Origin of the sequence: Streptomyces sp. NPDC051183 (genome assembly GCF_040682455.1) — a bacterium.
Taxonomy (GTDB): Bacteria; Actinomycetota; Actinomycetes; order Streptomycetales; family Streptomycetaceae; genus Streptomyces.
On the sequence record NZ_JBFBBA010000019.1, the window covers coordinates 1 to 15911 of the forward strand.

The 15911-nt window shown below is 71.4% G+C and carries 17 protein-coding genes and 1 other RNA gene; 12 read left to right on the forward strand and 6 right to left on the reverse strand.

Annotation, left to right across the window (positions count from 1 at the left end):
- Positions 1-311: 311 nt before the first annotated feature.
- Entirely contained in the window at positions 312-1313 is a 1002-nt protein-coding gene (locus AB0M99_RS18265; protein WP_365921521.1) for a 2-oxoglutarate and iron-dependent oxygenase domain-containing protein, read from the reverse strand.
- A gap of 312 nt (positions 1314-1625) precedes the next feature.
- Between AB0M99_RS18265 and prfB the strand changes: the two genes are divergently transcribed.
- The gene (prfB, locus tag AB0M99_RS18270; protein WP_365921523.1) at positions 1626-2735 is read left to right on the forward strand and encodes a peptide chain release factor 2; all 1110 of its coding nucleotides are present in this window, start codon (positions 1626-1628) and stop codon (positions 2733-2735) included.
- 91 nt (positions 2736-2826) lie between these two features.
- On the opposite strand, the gene AB0M99_RS18275 is transcribed toward prfB, so the two are convergent.
- A complete protein-coding gene (locus tag AB0M99_RS18275) occupies positions 2827-3018 on the reverse strand; it encodes a hypothetical protein (RefSeq protein WP_365921525.1) in 192 nt (63 codons plus the stop codon).
- A 239-nt stretch (positions 3019-3257) separates the two neighbouring features.
- Between AB0M99_RS18275 and ftsE the strand changes: the two genes are divergently transcribed.
- The 5 genes from ftsE to ssrA all read left to right on the forward strand — a co-directional run bounded on the left by ftsE (position 3258) and on the right by ssrA (position 7169).
- A complete protein-coding gene (gene ftsE, locus AB0M99_RS18280) occupies positions 3258-3947 on the forward strand; it encodes a cell division ATP-binding protein FtsE (RefSeq protein ID WP_365921527.1) in 690 nt (229 codons plus the stop codon).
- A gap of 17 nt (positions 3948-3964) precedes the next feature.
- On the forward strand, positions 3965-4888 hold the full coding sequence (gene ftsX, locus AB0M99_RS18285; RefSeq protein WP_365921529.1) for a permease-like cell division protein FtsX: 924 nt from the start codon (positions 3965-3967) through the stop codon (positions 4886-4888).
- A gap of 67 nt (positions 4889-4955) precedes the next feature.
- The gene (locus AB0M99_RS18290) at positions 4956-6173 is read left to right on the forward strand and encodes a S41 family peptidase (protein WP_365921531.1); all 1218 of its coding nucleotides are present in this window, start codon (positions 4956-4958) and stop codon (positions 6171-6173) included.
- A gap of 18 nt (positions 6174-6191) precedes the next feature.
- The gene (gene smpB / locus AB0M99_RS18295) at positions 6192-6677 is read left to right on the forward strand and encodes an SsrA-binding protein SmpB (RefSeq protein WP_365921533.1); all 486 of its coding nucleotides are present in this window, start codon (positions 6192-6194) and stop codon (positions 6675-6677) included.
- Positions 6678-6780: 103 nt separating this feature from the next.
- Positions 6781-7169: a transfer-messenger RNA gene (ssrA, locus tag AB0M99_RS18300) on the forward strand.
- Positions 7170-7291: 122 nt separating this feature from the next.
- Here ssrA and AB0M99_RS18305 read toward each other — a convergent pair.
- A complete protein-coding gene (locus AB0M99_RS18305; RefSeq protein ID WP_365921774.1) occupies positions 7292-7714 on the reverse strand; it encodes a type II toxin-antitoxin system VapC family toxin in 423 nt (140 codons plus the stop codon).
- 5 nt (positions 7715-7719) lie between these two features.
- The gene (locus AB0M99_RS18310; protein WP_365921535.1) at positions 7720-7950 is read right to left on the reverse strand and encodes an antitoxin; all 231 of its coding nucleotides are present in this window, start codon (positions 7948-7950) and stop codon (positions 7720-7722) included.
- A gap of 351 nt (positions 7951-8301) precedes the next feature.
- Between AB0M99_RS18310 and AB0M99_RS18315 the strand changes: the two genes are divergently transcribed.
- Positions 8302-8646 (forward strand): DUF6247 family protein, encoded by a 345-nt coding sequence (locus AB0M99_RS18315; RefSeq protein WP_365921537.1) that lies wholly within the window; start codon positions 8302-8304, stop codon positions 8644-8646.
- Complete coding sequence (locus AB0M99_RS18320) at positions 8643-8801, forward strand: hypothetical protein (protein WP_365921539.1); 159 nt, start codon at positions 8643-8645, stop codon at positions 8799-8801. The genes AB0M99_RS18315 and AB0M99_RS18320 overlap by 4 nt, the downstream gene beginning before the upstream one ends.
- A gap of 181 nt (positions 8802-8982) precedes the next feature.
- Here AB0M99_RS18320 and AB0M99_RS18325 read toward each other — a convergent pair whose 3' ends face one another.
- Together AB0M99_RS18325 and AB0M99_RS18330 are read right to left on the reverse strand one after the other, a co-directional pair.
- Positions 8983-10272: an SH3 domain-containing protein gene (locus tag AB0M99_RS18325; RefSeq protein WP_365921541.1), complete on the reverse strand. Its 1290-nt coding sequence runs from the start codon at positions 10270-10272 to the stop codon at positions 8983-8985.
- Between the two features lie 46 nt (positions 10273-10318).
- Complete coding sequence (locus tag AB0M99_RS18330) at positions 10319-11611, reverse strand: MFS transporter (protein ID WP_365921543.1); 1293 nt, start codon at positions 11609-11611, stop codon at positions 10319-10321.
- A gap of 84 nt (positions 11612-11695) precedes the next feature.
- Between AB0M99_RS18330 and AB0M99_RS18335 the strand changes: the two genes are divergently transcribed.
- From AB0M99_RS18335 to AB0M99_RS18350, 4 genes are all read left to right on the forward strand, one after another.
- Positions 11696-12667, forward strand: coding sequence for a LysR family transcriptional regulator (locus tag AB0M99_RS18335; protein WP_365921545.1), 972 nt, complete (start codon positions 11696-11698; stop codon positions 12665-12667).
- Between the two features lie 100 nt (positions 12668-12767).
- Entirely contained in the window at positions 12768-14108 is a 1341-nt protein-coding gene (locus tag AB0M99_RS18340; protein WP_365921547.1) for a nitrate/nitrite transporter, read from the forward strand.
- Between the two features lie 102 nt (positions 14109-14210).
- Entirely contained in the window at positions 14211-15368 is a 1158-nt protein-coding gene (locus AB0M99_RS18345) for a uroporphyrinogen-III synthase (RefSeq protein WP_365921549.1), read from the forward strand.
- Positions 15365-15907: a GNAT family protein gene (locus tag AB0M99_RS18350; RefSeq protein WP_365921551.1), complete on the forward strand. Its 543-nt coding sequence runs from the start codon at positions 15365-15367 to the stop codon at positions 15905-15907. Before AB0M99_RS18345 ends, AB0M99_RS18350 begins: the two co-directional genes overlap by 4 nt.
- Positions 15908-15911 lie beyond the last annotated feature (4 nt).

Sequence of the window (15911 nt, forward strand, 5' to 3'; positions counted from 1 at the left end):
CCAATGCTCCGCAGTGGCTCCCTCCTCCGCCTTGCAATCCACGGCACCAGACGACCCGGGCTACCCGACCCTGATCCGCCAGACACCCCCTAGCCCCGCGGGCGCGGCGCCGTTGCCGGGGGCCAGCCCCCGGACCCCCGCGCCTCAAACGCCGGCGGGGCTGGATTTGGGCCGATATCGCCTCCAGGCGGGCTGAAGTGCGCGAAGCGCAGTTTCAGCCTCGCCAGGGGGGTCCCCCCGGACGGAGTCCGGGGGAGTTCGGGGCGCGGGGTCCGGGGCGGAGCCCCAGGAGCCCGGCCGCGCTGCGCGGGCTATGCGACGATGAGTTCCGGGTGCCAGCGCCGCGCAACGGCGGGGTGGGCCCGGACCCAGCCCTTCAGCTCGTTGCGGCCGTACTCCGCGTGCAGCGGGTTCGACGCGTCGTGCGCCATGCCCGGCGCCGAGCTCAGGTACTCGCCCGGGACCGTGTCCACCACCGCGTCCAGCCGCGGGTTGTAGAAGAACGGCACCGAGAACCGCTCCACGCCGCCCTGCGGGCTCACCACCCGGTGGTCGGTGGCCGTCAGGTAGCCCTCCGTCGCGATCTCCAGCAGCTCGCCCAGGTTGACCACGAAGGCCCCCGGCATCGGCGGGACGTCGACGAAGCCACCGTCCCGCACCACCTGGAGCCCGCCCACCGAGTCCTGGAGCAGCAGCGTCAGGAAGCCGTAGTCCTTGTGCGCGCCGACGCCCTGGTCCGCGCCCGAGGGGGCCGATCCCGGGTAGCGGATCAGCTTCGTGTGCAGGTGCGGCCGGTCCGCGAAGGCCGCGTCGAAGAAGTCCGGCGGGGCGCCGATCGAGGTGAGGAGCTCGCGCAGGAGCCGGTGGGCCACGGAGGCCAGGCGGGACTGCCACTCCAGGACCGCCGTCCGCAGCTCGGGCAGCGCCGCCGGCCACTGGTTCGGCCCCTCCAGCCACAGGTACGCCGGGTCGCCGGGCCCCAGCTGCGGCGCCGGCCGCTCGGCGCCGACGTCCAGCTGGTCGCGCCAGTCGGAGGCGCCGCCGGTCAGCTCGTGCCCGATGCGGGTGTAGCCGCGGAAGTGCGGGGAGTTCAGATTGCTCACGGCCAGCCGGTCGGCCTCCGGGAGCGCGAAGAAAGCCCTGGTCAGCTCCAGGATGCGGGCGGTCTCGGCGGCGGTCACACCGTGCCCGGTCAGATGCAGGAAGCCGCTGTCGCGGGCGGCCGCGTGCAGTGCTTTGAGGAAATCGGCCCGCTGGGCCGGGTCGTCCGCCTGGGAGAGGTCCAGGACGGGGAGGGAGTGCGCGGACGGCATGACGTCTCCGTTTCGGATGTCACGGGGTCCTGTCCCCAAGGAGTGGTGGGGGTCGCGGAGGGGAGGGCCGCCGACAGGGATGGCGCCGGAGCCGCGTAGCCGCGTACAGGACCAAGTCGGATCGGGGTGGATCAGGCTTGGGGAAGGTCCGGCGGCAGACAGCTCGTCGTCGTGACACGCATGTGGTCCACATGGCGGCGCTTGACGAGGAGAACAGTCATACGGTGAGCGTACGCCCGTACGAGGCTCCATCAGTACGGGTGATCCGGACTGCCCGGAGATCGACGTCCGGGGACCGGCTACGCTGGACCCGTGGCAGTCGTCGATGTTTCCGAAGAGCTGAAGTCCCTCTCCTCGACCATGGGGTCGATCGAGGCCGTCCTGGACCTCGACAAGCTGAGGGCAGAAATCGCCGTGCTTGAGGAGCAGGCCGCCGCGCCGTCCCTGTGGGACGACCCGGAGGCCGCCCAGAAGATCACGAGCAAGCTTTCGCACCTCCAGGCCGAGGTCCGCAAGACCGAGACCCTGCGCGGCCGCATCGACGACCTCGGGGTGCTCTTCGAGCTCGCCCAGGAGATGGACGACGCGGACACCCTGGCCGAGGCGGAGGCCGAGCTCGTCTCCGTCCGCAAGGCGCTGGACGAGATGGAGGTCCGCACCCTGCTCTCCGGCGAGTACGCCGAGCGCGAGGCGCTGGTCAACATCCGCGCCGAGGCCGGCGGCGTGGACGCCTCCGACTTCGCCGAGCGCCTGCAGCGCATGTACCTGCGCTGGGCCGAGCGCCACGGCTACCCCACCGAGATCTACGAGACCTCGTACGCGGAGGAGGCCGGCATCAAGTCGACCACCTTCGTGGTCAAGGCCCCGTACGCCTACGGCACCCTCTCCGTCGAGCAGGGCACCCACCGCCTTGTCCGGATCTCGCCCTTCGACAACCAGGGCCGCCGCCAGACCTCCTTCGCGGGCGTCGAGGTGCTGCCGGTCGTCGAGACCAGCGACCACGTCGAGATCGACGAGGCCGAGCTGCGCGTGGACGTCTACCGCGCGTCGGGCCCCGGCGGCCAGGGCGTCAACACGACCGACTCGGCGGTGCGCATCACGCACCTGCCGACCGGCATCGTGGTCTCCTGCCAGAACGAGCGCTCGCAGATCCAGAACAAGGCCAGCGCGATGAACGTGCTCCAGGCCAAGCTCCTGGAGCGGCGCCGCCAGGAGGAGAAGGACAAGATGGACGCCCTCAAGGACGGCGGAAGCTCCTGGGGCAACCAGATGCGGTCCTACGTCCTGCACCCGTACCAGATGGTCAAGGACCTCCGGACGGAGTTCGAGGTCGGCAACCCGCAGGCGGTGCTCGACGGCGAGATCGACGGCTTCCTGGAGGCCGGCATCCGCTGGCGCAAGCAGCAGGAGCAGACCGCGTAGGCGCGTACGCCCCGCGGACAGCAGAGGGCCCGGACACCACGCAAAGTGTCCGGGCCTTTCGCGTCTGATCGGTACGTGGCGGAGAAGGGAACTACGCCGTCTGCTGGGCCACCAGTGCCAGTGCGGCCACCAGGACCACCAGAAGCGCGATGAGCGCCACGGGGTTCAGGCCGGAGAAGGGGCCCTCCTGCTGGAGGCGCTCCCGGTTCGCCCGGCACACAGGGCAGCGGCCCTGGCTGACGGGTGCGGCGCAGTTCGCGCACACGAGCCGGTCATATGTCATGCGCTCCTCCTCTCGTCCCCTAGGTGTCCCTCTGTGAAGGACAACGGCGCGGGGAACGCGTCCGTTCCCCCTACCACTGTGCCAGCTTCGCCGACATTCGGCGCGGCCCGTCCGGGCAATCGCGGTCGAGGGGACCTCGGAGCCGGGGATATATCGGACAACTCCGGACGCCGGGTCCACACCTCGCGCCCGTTCGCGTATGGTCACGCACACCTACTCCCGGCGACCGTGGTGCACCCGTGATCCGATTCGACAACGTCTCCAAGTCCTACCCGAAGCAGAGCCGCCCCGCACTCAGAGATGTCTCCCTGGACATCGCGAAGGGCGAGTTCGTCTTCCTGGTCGGCTCCTCCGGCTCCGGCAAGTCCACCTTCATGCGGCTCATCCTGCGCGAGGAGCGGGCGAGCCACGGCCAGGTGCACGTACTGGGCAAGGACCTCGCCAGACTCTCCAACTGGAAGGTCCCGCACATGCGGCGCCAGCTGGGGACCGTGTTCCAGGACTTCCGACTCCTGCCCAACAAGTCGGTGGCCGACAACGTGGCCTTCGCCCAGGAGGTCATCGGCAGGCCGCGCGGCGAGATCCGCAAGGCCGTCCCGCAGGTCCTCGAACTGGTCGGGCTCGGCGGCAAGGAGGACCGGATGCCCGGCGAGCTCTCCGGTGGTGAGCAGCAGCGCGTGGCCATCGCCCGCGCCTTCGTCAACCGTCCCGCCCTGCTGATCGCGGACGAGCCCACCGGCAACCTCGACCCGCAGACCTCCGTCGGGATCATGAAGCTGCTGGACCGGATCAACCGGACCGGCACCACCGTGATCATGGCGACCCACGACCAGCAGATCGTCGACCAGATGCGCAAGCGCGTCATCGAACTCGAACAGGGCCGACTCGTGCGCGACCAGTCGCGCGGCGTCTACGGCTACCAGCACTGAAAGGTCCCTGAGACGCAATGCGCGCCCAGTTCGTCATGTCGGAGATCGGCGTCGGTCTCCGTCGCAATCTCACCATGACCTTCGCGGTCATCATCTCCGTGGCCCTGTCGCTGGCCCTGTTCGGTGGCTCCCTGCTCATGCGTGACCAGGTCAGCAATATGAAGGGCTACTGGTACGACAAGGTCAACGTCTCGATCTACCTCTGCAACAAGAACGACTCCGAGGCCACCAACGGGGCGTCCTGCTCCAAGGGCGCGGTGACCCCGGAGCAGAAGCAGGCCCTGGAGACCGAGCTCAAGGGCATGGACCTCGTCGAGACCGTCACGTACGAATCCTCCGACGAGGCCTTCAAGCACTACAAGGAGCAGTTCGGCCACACCGCCCTGGCCGCCTCCATCACCCCGGACCAGATGCCCGAGTCCTTCCGGGTGAAGCTCAAGCAGCCGGAGAAGTACAAGGTCATCACGACCTCCTTCTCGGGCCGCGACGGGGTCCAGTCGGTCGAGGACCAGCGCACCGTGCTGGACAACCTCTTCAGGCTCCTCGGATACCTCAACTGGGCCGCCCTCGGCATCATGCTGATCATGCTGGTGGTGGCGCTGCTGCTGATCGTCAACACGGTGCGCGTCTCCGCCTTCAGCCGGCGGCGCGAGACCGGGATCATGCGGCTCGTGGGCGCGTCCAGCTTCTACATCCAGGTGCCGTTCATCATGGAGGCCGCCTTCGCCGGCCTCATCGGCGCGGTCTTCGCCTGCGGCATGCTGGGCGCCGGCCAGTACTTCGTCATCGACCACGGCGCCGCGCTGCGCACGAAGATGGAGCTGATCAACTTCATCGGCTGGGACTCCGTCCTGACGAAGCTGCCGCTGGTGCTGGTCATCGGGGTGCTGATGCCCTCCCTGGCCGCCTTCATCGCGTTGCGCAAGTACCTGAAGGTGTGACAAGCGCCCCGCGGGCGGTACGGCCAACCACCCGTACCGCCGCGGGGCTTGTCCTAGACTCGGCGCCATGCCGGGACTGTCCGCCTTCTGTCTCCGGCCCCGCGACCTGCGTCGCGGGGCCGTTTTGACGTTGGTCTTCCTCATGGCCGTCGGCACGGCCGCGAGCACCGGGTGCTGGGACTTCGACACCCCGTCGGACCCGTCGGACGCGGGAGCCGTCCTGGTCGCCCGCAGCGTGGACGGCCTCGCGCAGGACCCCGCGGCCGGGCCCGCGCCCCGGGAGGCGGGCACCGCCGACCGGGAGGCCGTCACCCGCGCCGCGGCGGACGCCGTCGCCGCCGGGAAGTCCGGCAAGAGCGCCGCCCAGGAGGTGGTCAGCCGCAGCGGGGACCGCTGGGGCACCGTCTACGACCAGGGCGAGTACGAGGCCTTCACCGCGGACCTCGACGGCCGCTGGACCGGCGTCGGGCTCTGGGCCCAGCGCCGCCAGGACGGCCGCATCGAGATCGACCGGGTACAGCCCGGCGGCCCCGCCGCCCGGGCCGGCCTGCGCGCCGGGGACCGGCTGCTGAGCATCGACGGGCAGGGCGTCACCGGGCTGCGCGTCCCCGAGGTGGTGGCCCTGCTGCGCGGCGCCGCCGGCACCCCCGTGGTGCTGAACCTGACCCGCGACGGCGCCGACCTCACCCGGACCGTGCGGCGCGAGGAACTGCGCGCCGAGCCGGTGACCGTACGCGAACTCCCGGGCGGGATCACCGTCATCAAGGTCGCCTCCTTCACCCGCGGCTCCGGCGAACGGGTCCGCGACGCCGTCCGCGCGGCCCCGGCCGGCTCCGGGGTGATGCTCGACCTGCGCGGCAACACCGGCGGGCTGGTCACCGAGGCGGTGACGGCCGCCGCCGCGTTCCTCGACGGCGGGCTCGTGGCCACGTACGACGTACGGGGTGACCAGCACGCCCTGTACGCCCCGCCGGGCGGCGACACGGCCCGGCCGCTCGTGGCCCTGGTGGACGGCGGCACGATGAGCGCGGCCGAGCTCGTGACGGGCGCGCTCCAGGACCGCGGCCGCGCAGTGACGGTCGGCACCCGGACCTTCGGCAAGGGCTCGGTGCAGATGCCGACGCAGCTCGCGGACGGCTCGGTGGCCGAGCTGACGGTCGGCACGTACCGCACTCCGGCGGGCCGGAGCCTGGACGGCAGCGGCATCACACCGGACCTGGCGGCGACGGACGGGGCCGAGGAGCGGGCCCGCGCGGTATTGGGTGGCCTCGGGGTGGGTCCGTAGTGCGAAAATGACCGCACTATGGCTAAGGAAAAAGGGCGCAAGCTGATCGCCCAGAACAAGAAGGCGCGGCACGACTACACGATCCTCGACACCTACGAGTGCGGTCTCGTGCTCACGGGTACCGAGGTCAAGTCCATGCGCCAGGGCAGGGCCTCGCTGGTGGACGGCTTCGTGTCGGTCGAGGGCCGCGAGGCCTGGCTGTACAACGTGCACGTGCCGGAGTACAGCCAGGGCACCTGGACCAACCACAGCGCCCGGCGCAAGCGCAAGCTCCTCATGCACCGGGAGGAGATCGACAAGCTGGAGCGCAAGTCGGAGGAGTCGGGTCACACGATCGTGCCCCTCTCCCTCTACTTCAAGGACGGCCGCGCGAAGATCGAGATCGCGCTGGCGAAGGGCAAGAAGGAGTACGACAAGCGGCAGACGCTCCGGGAGAAGCAGGACACCCGCGAGACGAACCGCGCGATCTCGGCGATCCGCCGCAAGCAGCGGGGCACGGTTTAAACTCCTGGCACGCAGTGGTCCACTTCGCGTACCATGGCGTCAGCACCACCCGTTCGCGGGTGGCGCGGATCGAGCAGTATCCAACTGAATAGCGTGAAAACATGGGGATGATCGGTTTCGACAGCGGCTGTCGATGCAGGGGAAGCGAGCCGAGGAAGCGGCAATGATCTCGTAAACCATATGTCGCAAACAATAATCGCCAACTCCAAGAGCGATAACTCCCGCTTCACCCTCGCTGCCTAATAACAGTGAGCTGAAGCCTCTGTGAGGAGCGTCAGCCCGGAAGTGGTCCCGGTCCGGATCCTGGCGTCAATTAGGGATCTAAACCTCTAGCCCCGGTCACGGGGGTTTGAGGGAAATCAAACAGTGACTGAGCCCGTCGGAGACTTGTCCGTGTGATCTCCGGGGCCGAGAAAAGCGCAGCGGAATGCGCTCGGAGAAGCCCTGCTTCTGCACCGTTGGACGCGGGTTCGATTCCCGCCATCTCCACTCATCCCATGTGGGCGAAGGCCCCCTGACCTGCGAAAAAACTTCGCAAGGTGAGGGGGCCTTCGTCATGTGGGAGCACGACGGGAGCACCACCCTTCAGGGAGTGGGGCGGATGCGGTGGTGCGTCAGGTGCCTGGGTGCGGAGGCTGATCGCTGTTGGCAGTGACGACCTCGATTCGGCAACGCGGCTTCTGAACGCCTCGTTCGATGCGCACGTCCGCCGTCAGCAGGGGGACGCCCAGTGCCTCGGCGAGGGCGACGTACGTGGCGTCGTAGGCGGAGAGGTTGGCGTACAGCTTTCGGATCCGGGGGAGCAGGGGGCCCGTCTCGTGCCGCTGTACGCGCAGCCCCTGATAGGTCTTGAAGTGCTCGTCGAGGCTTTCGGGGTCGATCTTGGTGCCGCGTGCCATGCCCAGAAGAGCGGAGGCGATCTCAGTGTCCAGCAGGTAGGGAGCGGCGAGCGCGTCTTCCTCGCCGATGCGCCGGCGGGCGGCGGTGCCCCCGGAGCCCCTGTCCGTGAGGAACAGGACCAGGGCGGAGGAGTCCACGACGATCAACGGCCCGCCCTGCCTGCGTCGATGGCGTCGAGTACGTCCTGGATGTCGATGTCCTCCGTGGCGTAGCGCTCGGCTCGGTTGGCCATTTCGGCGAGTGTGGGCTGGGTGGCGTCGCGGGTGACGAGGCCGAGCAGGTAGGCCTGGAGGGACTGTCCGGCCTCGGCGGCGCGGACCTTTATGCGGCGGGCGATGTCGTCGGGGACTTCACGGATCGTGAATGCAGTCATGACTGCATTTTATCGTCAATGCAGTCACTTCGCAGTCACTCGACCGAGGGGGCATCCGTGCCCGGGAGCTCCGTGCCGCCCGGTGCTCCCAGCGGGAGCACCACCCGTCTCATCCAGTCCGGTCCCGTGCTGTCCTGTGCGGCCCTGTTCGGTGCTGACCTGTACAAATAGAGATCACCGCAGGTCGCGCCGCCCCCTGTGAGCGGGTTCGATTCCCGCCATCTCCACCACCCCATGTGGGCAAAGGCCCCGCGGCTGCGGGGCCTTTGTCATGCCGGAGTTCCCGGGCGGCCGTCCCCTCTGCGGCGGTACGGTGGAGCCCCGAGTGGCCCGCACGACCCAGGAGGACACGTGAGCGCGCCGATCCCCGCCGACGGGCCGCTGATCCCGATGCCAGAGCTCACTGTTGCCGCGGTGCGGCACGCCATTGCTCGGATCGCCCCCTCGCGCGTCCATGCCTTCGATGAGCACTTGGCGGAGGCGGCGACCAACGCGCAGCAGGCCCAGAGCCTTGCTCCGCTGCGGGCCTTCATCCATGTCTGGGCCGTCAACGTGGCCATCGCCCGTCACCCCGCCCGCGCCGCCCGCTTCCACGCGCTGGAAGCCTTGATCGACGCCGGAAACGAGGACCCCGCAGATGCGCTTGCGGAGATCCAGCAGATCCTGCAGGCGGCGAAGGTCGAGGCGGGTCTGTGAGCGACTGGCGGTGGGACTGCAACACCGATGACAGCAACTACGTCACTGGTGGGTTGCCACCCGGGGTGATCGCGGAAGCGGAACGGATCGCCACCGAACTCGCCGCGATCGGGGCCGATGCCGCACGGGTCGGTCGGTCGGCCGACCGATCGTGAAGGTGGCCTACGCGAGTTCGACATCCTTGTCGGGCGAGGCTTCATCCAGTTTCTCGTGGTGCCTCGCCGCGAGTGCGTGTACGTGTGCAACATCGTCTGGTACGGGTAGCGTCGGCCGGTTTCGACCGCAAAGGCCCCGCGGCCTCTCGGCTGCGGGGCCTTTGTCATGCCTGCGCGGGGGTCAGCAGAACGGAACCTTGTTGAGGTTCTGGGCGTAGCGGGCGGCGATCCAGCCGCGGCCGTCCGCGAGCTTGTACCAGATCGAATTGCCCTCGATCTCCTGGCCGTTCACCTTGCACTGGAGGGCGACCACCGTCCCGGTCAGGACCTTGCCCTGCTTCGCGTACTGCGTGCCCGGGCCGGAGCGGATGCCGAGGCCCTTGCCGGTGGTGGCGATGCGGGCCTTCGGGGTTTCCTTGTCGCCGTGGTGGCCGTCGCACTTCTTGCAGTGGCCGGGCTTGCCGGTGTCGCCCTTGTCGCCCTTCGGTCCCTGGGGTCCCTTCGGTCCCTGGGGCCCGGCGGGGCCACGGTCGCCCTTGTGTCCCTTGTCGCCCTTGTGTCCCTTCGGGCCCTGGTCTCCCTTGTGACCCTTGGGGCCCTCGGGTCCGCGGGGGCCCTGCGGGCCGGCGGGGCCGGCCGGGCCTCGGCTGCCCGTGGTTCCGGTTGTGCCCTTCTCGCCCCGCTCGCCGCGGTCGCCCTTATCGCCCTTGTCGCCCTTGGGGCCGCCGGACGGGCCGGTGTCGCCCTTCGGGCCCTGGAGGCCGGTGTCGCCGCGGTCGCCCTTCGGGCCGGGCACGCCCTGGTTGCCCTGGTTTCCTTGGTTGCCCTGTTCGCCGCGCTCGCCCTGTTCGCCGCGCTCTCCGCGCTCGCCCTGTTCGCCGCGGTCGCCCTTGTCGCCCTTCTCGCCCTTGGGGCCGGGGCGGCCGGGCTTGCCGTGGTGGCCGGGCTTCCCGTCGTGGCCGTGGTGGCCGTCGTCGCCCTTGGGGCCCGTCACCGGGGTGGCGACGCCGAACAGCGCGGGCGCGTCCGTGCCGGTCTCCCACTCGCCCCCGTCCAGGGTGGTGCCTTCCGGGGCGTCCGCGTCCACCCGCAGCGCCACCCCCAGCCGCGTCCGCGTGTTCGCGGGGAAGGTGAAGCCGGCGCGGGTCGCGGCGTTGCAAGTCAGCAGGCGGGCGTCGGAGGACCGCTCGCACGCGACGGACGCGCGCTTGCCGTCCCAGTAGAAGCGGGTCTCCGGGAAGGTCGTCCGCTCCGGGGCGGTGATCCGGAACGTGCTGCTGATCGCCGGATCGGCCCCGTTGACGGCCGCGATGACGATGCGGCCCGTCCTGCCCGGAGCGATCGAGGGGACGTACGGCTGGGTGAACCGGATGTTCGACGAGTCGGCCAGGGCCGGTACTGCCGGCACGAGGCAGGTTGCGGTGACGGCCGCGACGATCAGGGCCGCGGGCACGGAGCGGGAAGCAGACAAGGGGTGTTCCTCCGCAAAGGGAAGGGCGCTGGGAAGACACCCCCAGTTATTGCGGATCTTGGGCGGCGGTAGTGAGTACCACGCGGGCACGGTCACCCGGCCGCCGGATGAACCGCCCCGCGACCACGGCCGACAGGGCGGCCGCCACGGGCAGCAGGTAGGCCGTCGCCGGGCCGAAGCGGTCCACCGCGGCGCCCGCGGTGGCGGAACCGGCCGCGATGCCCGCGAAGATGGCCGTGACGGCCAGGGTCATGCCCTCGTTCAGACGGCCCTCGGGCGTACGGGCGTGGACCCGGGACATCGCCGTCACCATCGTCGGAGCCGTGGCCATGCCCGCCAGGAGCAGGGCCGGGGCCAGCAGCACGACGGAGCCGGTGGCCGCGGCGGCCGCGGGCAGGGCCATCGCGGCGGCCAGGACGGCCAGGCAGGTCCCCAGGCCCCGCGGGCGCAGGGTGCCGTACAGCAGGCCGGCCGCGCAGGAGCCCGCCGCCTGGAAGGCCAGGATCAGGCCCGTGCCGGCGCCCATGCCGTGCCCGTCGAGGTAGGCGATCGAGGAGACCTCCATCGAGCCGAACACCAGGCCCAGGGCCAGGAAGAGGAACAGCAGCGGGCCCAGCGCGCCGAGCGGCGAGCCGCCGCGCCGGGGCGCCGCCGTCACCGGGGGCTCGGTGGCGCGCCGGGAGGTGAAGACCAGCATGCCGGTGAGGAGCAGGGCCGCCGCGGTGAGGGTGCCCGCCTCCGGGAAGACGGCCGAGCAGAGGAACGCGGCCAGGACCGGGCCGAACATGAAGCAGAACTCGTCGGCGGCCTGCTCGAAGGACATCGCCGTGTGGTGCTCGGCCGGCGAGCCGCGCAGCAGGTGCGTCCAGCGGGCCCGCGACATGCCGCCGATGTTGGGGGTGGTGGCCGTGGCGGCGTACGCGGCGAAGAGGGTCCACGCGGGGGCTTCGAGGCGGATGCAGGCGACCAGGGCGAGGGAGCCGAGGACCGCGATCAGCGTGGCCGGTACGGCGATCCGGGCCTGGCCGTAGCGGTCGATCAGCCGGGCCGTCCAGGGCCCGGCCAGTGCGGTGGCGCCGAGGCCGGTGGCCGTGACCGCGCCGGCGAGGGCGTACGAGCCGCGCTGGCCGGCGATCATCATCACCGCGCTGATCCCGAACATGCCCGTCGGGAGCCGCGCGATCAGGTTCCCGGCGGTGAAGGCCCGGGTGCCGGGCAGGGTGAACAGCCGCCCGTAGGGGCCCCGGGCGCGGGGCGCTGCGGGGGAGGGCGCGGCCGTCGGCGGGGCGGCGAGGACGAGGGTGGTGCCGGTCACGGTCATCAGCGGGGTGGAGGGCATGGATCAAGCCTCCGGCCCGGGGCCGGGCCGGGTCCAACACCTGTTCGCGGCGGATTCACCGCCGTCTGTTGTTAGTCTCCGGGGGTGATAGCCCGTGATGTGGAACCCCGCCTGCTGCGCGGATTCGTCGCCGTGGCCGAGGAGTTGCACTTCACCCGCGCCGCCGCCCGGCTGTACGTCGCCCAGCAGGCCCTGAGCCGGGACGTGCGCCGCCTCGAACAGGCCCTGGGCACGGCGCTGTTCGTACGCACCACCCGCGCCGTCGAGCTCACCCCGGACGGCGAGCGGCTGCTGCCCCTGGCCCGGAACGTGCTGCGCGCCCACGACGAGCTGGCCGGTGCCTTCGCCGGGCCGCGCCCGCTGCTCGTCGACCACAACACCGACGGCCCCGGCACCGCGCGCACCGTCCTCCTGCGGGCCCGGGAGCTCGCGCCGGACTGCGAGCTGATGGCCCGCTTCGAGAGCGGGCTGACCTACGCCGCCGCCGAGGTCGTGGCGGGGCGGCTCGACGTCTCCTTCGGGTACGCCGCCGGCCTGCCCCCGGCGCTGCGGGCCCGGCTCGCGCAGATGCCCGTACGGTACGAGCCGCTCGCGGTGCTGCTGCCCGTCGGGCACGCACTGGCCGGGCGGGCCGGCGTACCGCTGGAGCTGGACGCCCTGGCGGGGGAGAGCGTGTACACCGGGGCGGGCAACGCGCGGACCCTGGAGTGGACCGGGCTGGCGGGGGAGCTGTTCGCGGGGCGAGGGATCGAGCAGGCGGCCCCCGCCCCGGTGGCGGTGGGCAAGGACGAGTTCGGCCGGGTGATGGCCAAGACCGGCAACCCGGTGCTGGTGACGGTGGACTTCGCCGACATGCCCGGGTGCGTGAAACGGCCGCTCGTCGACCCGGTGCCGCTGTCGCCGCTCGCCATGGTGTGGCGCAAGGGCTTCGGCCATCCCGGGGTGGACGCCCTGCGCGCCGCCGCCGCCGAGCTCGCCGCCGCGCGGGGCTGGCTGGAGGTGCCCCCCGGGAGCTGGCTGCCCGCCGCGCTCACACCTGGCACCGACGGCGGGTGAGTGCAAGGTTTCCCGGCGGTCATCCGGCGGGGACCGGGGCCGAAACGAGCCCTTCCTACGGTCGTCACCACGGACGCGACGGCAGCTGTGGAGGCGTGTGATGACCTGGATCGAACACTGGGATCCCGAGGACGAGACCTTCTGGAAGACCTCGGGCGAGAAGATCGCCCGGCGCAACCTGCTGTACTCCGTGCTCTCCGAGCACATCGGCTTCTCGATCTGGTCCCTGTGGTCGGTGATGGTCCTCTTCATGGGGCCGCAGTACGGGATCGACCCGGCCGGCAAGTTCTTCCTCATCGCCACCGCCACCTGCGTCGGCGCCCTCGTACGGGTGCCGTACACCTTCGCCGTCGCCCGGTTCGGCGGCCGGAACTGGACGGTGATCAGCTCCCTGCTGCTGCTCCTCCCGACGGTGGCCGCGCTGGTGGTCATGGAGCCCGGGACCTCCTACGGCACATTCCTCGCCGTCGCCGCGCTGACCGGGGTGGGCGGCGGCAACTTCGCCTCCTCGATGACGAACATCAACGCCTTCTTCCCGCTCCGCAAGAAGGGCTGGGCGCTCGGGCTCAACGCGGGCGGCGGGAACATCGGCGTACCGGTGGTGCAGCTGATCGCGCTGCTGGTCATCGCCACCGCCGGGGCGGGCCGCCCCAGGCTGCTGCTCGCCGTCTACATCCCGCTGATCGTGATCGCGGCCGCGCTGGCCGCCCTGCGGATGGACAACCTGGCGCCCGTGCGCAACGACACCGGCGCGGTACGGGAGGCGGCGCGCGACGCGCACACCTGGATCATGGCGTTCCTCTACATCGGCACCTTCGGCTCCTTCATCGGCTACAGCTTCGCCTTCGGACTGGTGCTCCAGACCCAGTTCGGCCGGACCCCGCTCCAGGCGGCCTCGCTCACCTTCATCGGCCCCCTCCTCGGCTCGCTGATCCGCCCGGTCGGCGGGGCGCTCGCGGACCGCTTCGGCGGGGCCCGGATCACCCTCGGCACCTTCGTGGCCATGGCGGCCGCGACCGGGGTGGTCGTCTTCGCCTCGGTGCGGGAGTCGCTGCCGGTCTTCCTCGTCGGGTTCGTGTCCCTGTTCGTGCTCAGCGGGCTCGGCAACGGCTCCACGTACAAGATGGTCCCCGGCATCTTCCAGGCGAAGGCCCTCGCCCGCGGCATGAGCGGCGAGGCCGCGGCCGCCTACGGGCGCCGGCTGTCCGGGGCCTCCATGGGGCTGATCGGCGCGGTGGGCGCGCTCGGCGGCCTCGGCATCAACCTGGTCTTCCGGGAGGCGTTCTTGAGCTCGGGCTCGGGAACGGCCGCCTTCGTGACCTTCCTCGGCTTCTACGCCGCCTGCTGCGCGGTCACTTGGGCGGTATACCTTCGCCGGCCCGCGGCCGCGAGCGCCCCGGCGGCCGGGACGGCGGCGAAGCCGCAGCTCACCTCGGTGTAACGCCGGTTAACGGTGCGGAAATGCGGGTGAACCGAGTCTGATACGCGCCCTTGGCAGGCTCGGCTCACGCGACACCCGACCCACTGCGCGAGGCAGGTCACCATGTACGACACCCACGCCGGGCCCCTGGCCGGCTTCACCGTCGGCGTCACCGCCGCCCGGCGGGCCGACGAGCTGATCGCCCTGCTGCGCCGGCGCGGCGCCAACGTGCTGCACGCGCCGGCCCTGCGCATCGTGCCGCTGGACGACGACACCGAGCTGCTCGCCGCGACCAAGAAGCTGATCGGCTTCGCCCCGGACGTCGTGGTGGCCACCACCGCCATCGGCTTCCGCGGGTGGATCGAGGCCGCCGACGGGTGGGGGATCGGGGAGGAGCTGCTCGGGCGGCTGCGCGAGACCGAACTGCTGGCGCGCGGCCCGAAGGTCAAGGGCGCGATCCGGGCCGCCGGGCTGGTGGAGACCTGGTCACCGCAGTCCGAGTCCCTCGCCGAGGTCCTCGACCGGCTGCTGACGGCCGGGGTCGCGGGCCGGCGCATCGCGATCCAGCTGCACGGTGAGCCGCTGCCCGGGTTCATCGAGGCACTGCGGGCGGGCGGGGCCGAGGTGGTGGACGTACCGGTGTACCGGTGGATGGCGCCCGAGGACCTCGGGCCGCTGGACCGGCTGTTGGACGCGGTGGTCTCGGGGTCGGTGGACGCGGTGAGCTTCACCTCGGCCCCGGCGGTGGCCTCGCTGCTGGCGCGGGCCGCGGAGCGGGGCGTACGGGAACCCCTGCTGGCGGCGCTGCGGGACGGCGGGGTGCTCTCCGCGTGCGTGGGGCCGGTGACCGCACTGCCGCTCCAGGCGGAGGGGGTGGCGACCCTGCAGCCCGAGCGGTTCCGGCTGGGGCCGCTCGTACAGCTGCTCTGTACCGAACTGCCGGGACGCGCGCGGGTGCTGCCGGTCGCGGGGCACCGGGTGGAGATCCGCGGCCAGGCCGTGGTCGTGGACTCGGAGCTGCGCCCCGTACCGCCGGCCGGGATGGCCCTGCTGCGGGCCCTGTCGCGCAGGCCCGGGTGGGTGGTGGCCCGGTCGGAACTGCTGCGGGCGCTGCCGGGCGCGGGGCGCGACGAGCACGCGGTGGAGACGGCGATGGCGCGGCTGCGGGTGGCGCTGGGCGTGCCGATGCTGATCCAGACGGTGGTCAAGCGGGGGTACCGGCTGTCGCTGGACGCCGGGGAGTGCGCGCCCGTAGGGGGATCGGTTAGCGTACCCGGATGATCGCTGACGGAGTGGAGATGCGGGGCATCACGCTGGACGATGCCGCCGGGCTGGCCGACGTACTGACGCGCAACCGGGCGTACATGGCGCCCACCGAACCCGACCGGTCCGAGGAGTTCTACACCGAGGCGGGCCAGCGGGCCCGGATCGAGGTGCTGCTCGCCGACCGGGACGGCGGCCGCGTGCTGCCCTTCGTACTGAGCGCCGACGGAGTGCCGGTCGGGGCGATCAACCTCGGCTCCATCACGCTCGGTCCGCTGTGCAGCGGCGGCGTCGGCTACTGGATAGACCAGGCCTGGACCGGGAAGGGCCTGGCCACCGCCGCCGTGGCGGAGGTCTGCCGGATCGCCCGCGACGAGGTCGGCCTGCACCGGGTGGAGGCCGGCACCCTCCTGGACAACCACGGCTCCCAGCGGGTGCTGGCCAAGTCGGGCTTCACCGCCTACGGGGTCGCCCCGCGGTACCTCCACATCAACGGCGCCTGGCGCGACCACCGGCTCTTCCAGCGGCTGCTGCACGACGACCCGCCGCGGTTCTAGGGCG

What these genes read in the sequence shown, in the direction of transcription:
- AB0M99_RS18265 (WP_365921521.1), bottom strand. Translation starts at nt 1,313, where the DNA reads ATGCCGTCCGCGCACTCCCTCCCCGTCCTGGACCTCTCCCAGGCGGAC.
- AB0M99_RS18275 (WP_365921525.1), bottom strand. Translation starts at nt 3,018, where the DNA reads ATGACATATGACCGGCTCGTGTGCGCGAACTGCGCCGCACCCGTCAGC.
- ftsX (WP_365921529.1), top strand. Translation starts at nt 3,965, where the DNA reads ATGCGCGCCCAGTTCGTCATGTCGGAGATCGGCGTCGGTCTCCGTCGC.
- AB0M99_RS18290 (WP_365921531.1), top strand. Translation starts at nt 4,956, where the DNA reads ATGCCGGGACTGTCCGCCTTCTGTCTCCGGCCCCGCGACCTGCGTCGC.
- smpB (WP_365921533.1), top strand. Translation starts at nt 6,192, where the DNA reads ATGGCTAAGGAAAAAGGGCGCAAGCTGATCGCCCAGAACAAGAAGGCG.
- AB0M99_RS18310 (WP_365921535.1), bottom strand. Translation starts at nt 7,950, where the DNA reads ATGACTGCATTCACGATCCGTGAAGTCCCCGACGACATCGCCCGCCGC.
- AB0M99_RS18330 (WP_365921543.1), bottom strand. Translation starts at nt 11,611, where the DNA reads ATGCCCTCCACCCCGCTGATGACCGTGACCGGCACCACCCTCGTCCTC.
- AB0M99_RS18340 (WP_365921547.1), top strand. Translation starts at nt 12,768, where the DNA reads ATGACCTGGATCGAACACTGGGATCCCGAGGACGAGACCTTCTGGAAG.
- AB0M99_RS18345 (WP_365921549.1), top strand. Translation starts at nt 14,211, where the DNA reads ATGTACGACACCCACGCCGGGCCCCTGGCCGGCTTCACCGTCGGCGTC.
- AB0M99_RS18350 (WP_365921551.1), top strand. Translation starts at nt 15,365, where the DNA reads ATGATCGCTGACGGAGTGGAGATGCGGGGCATCACGCTGGACGATGCC.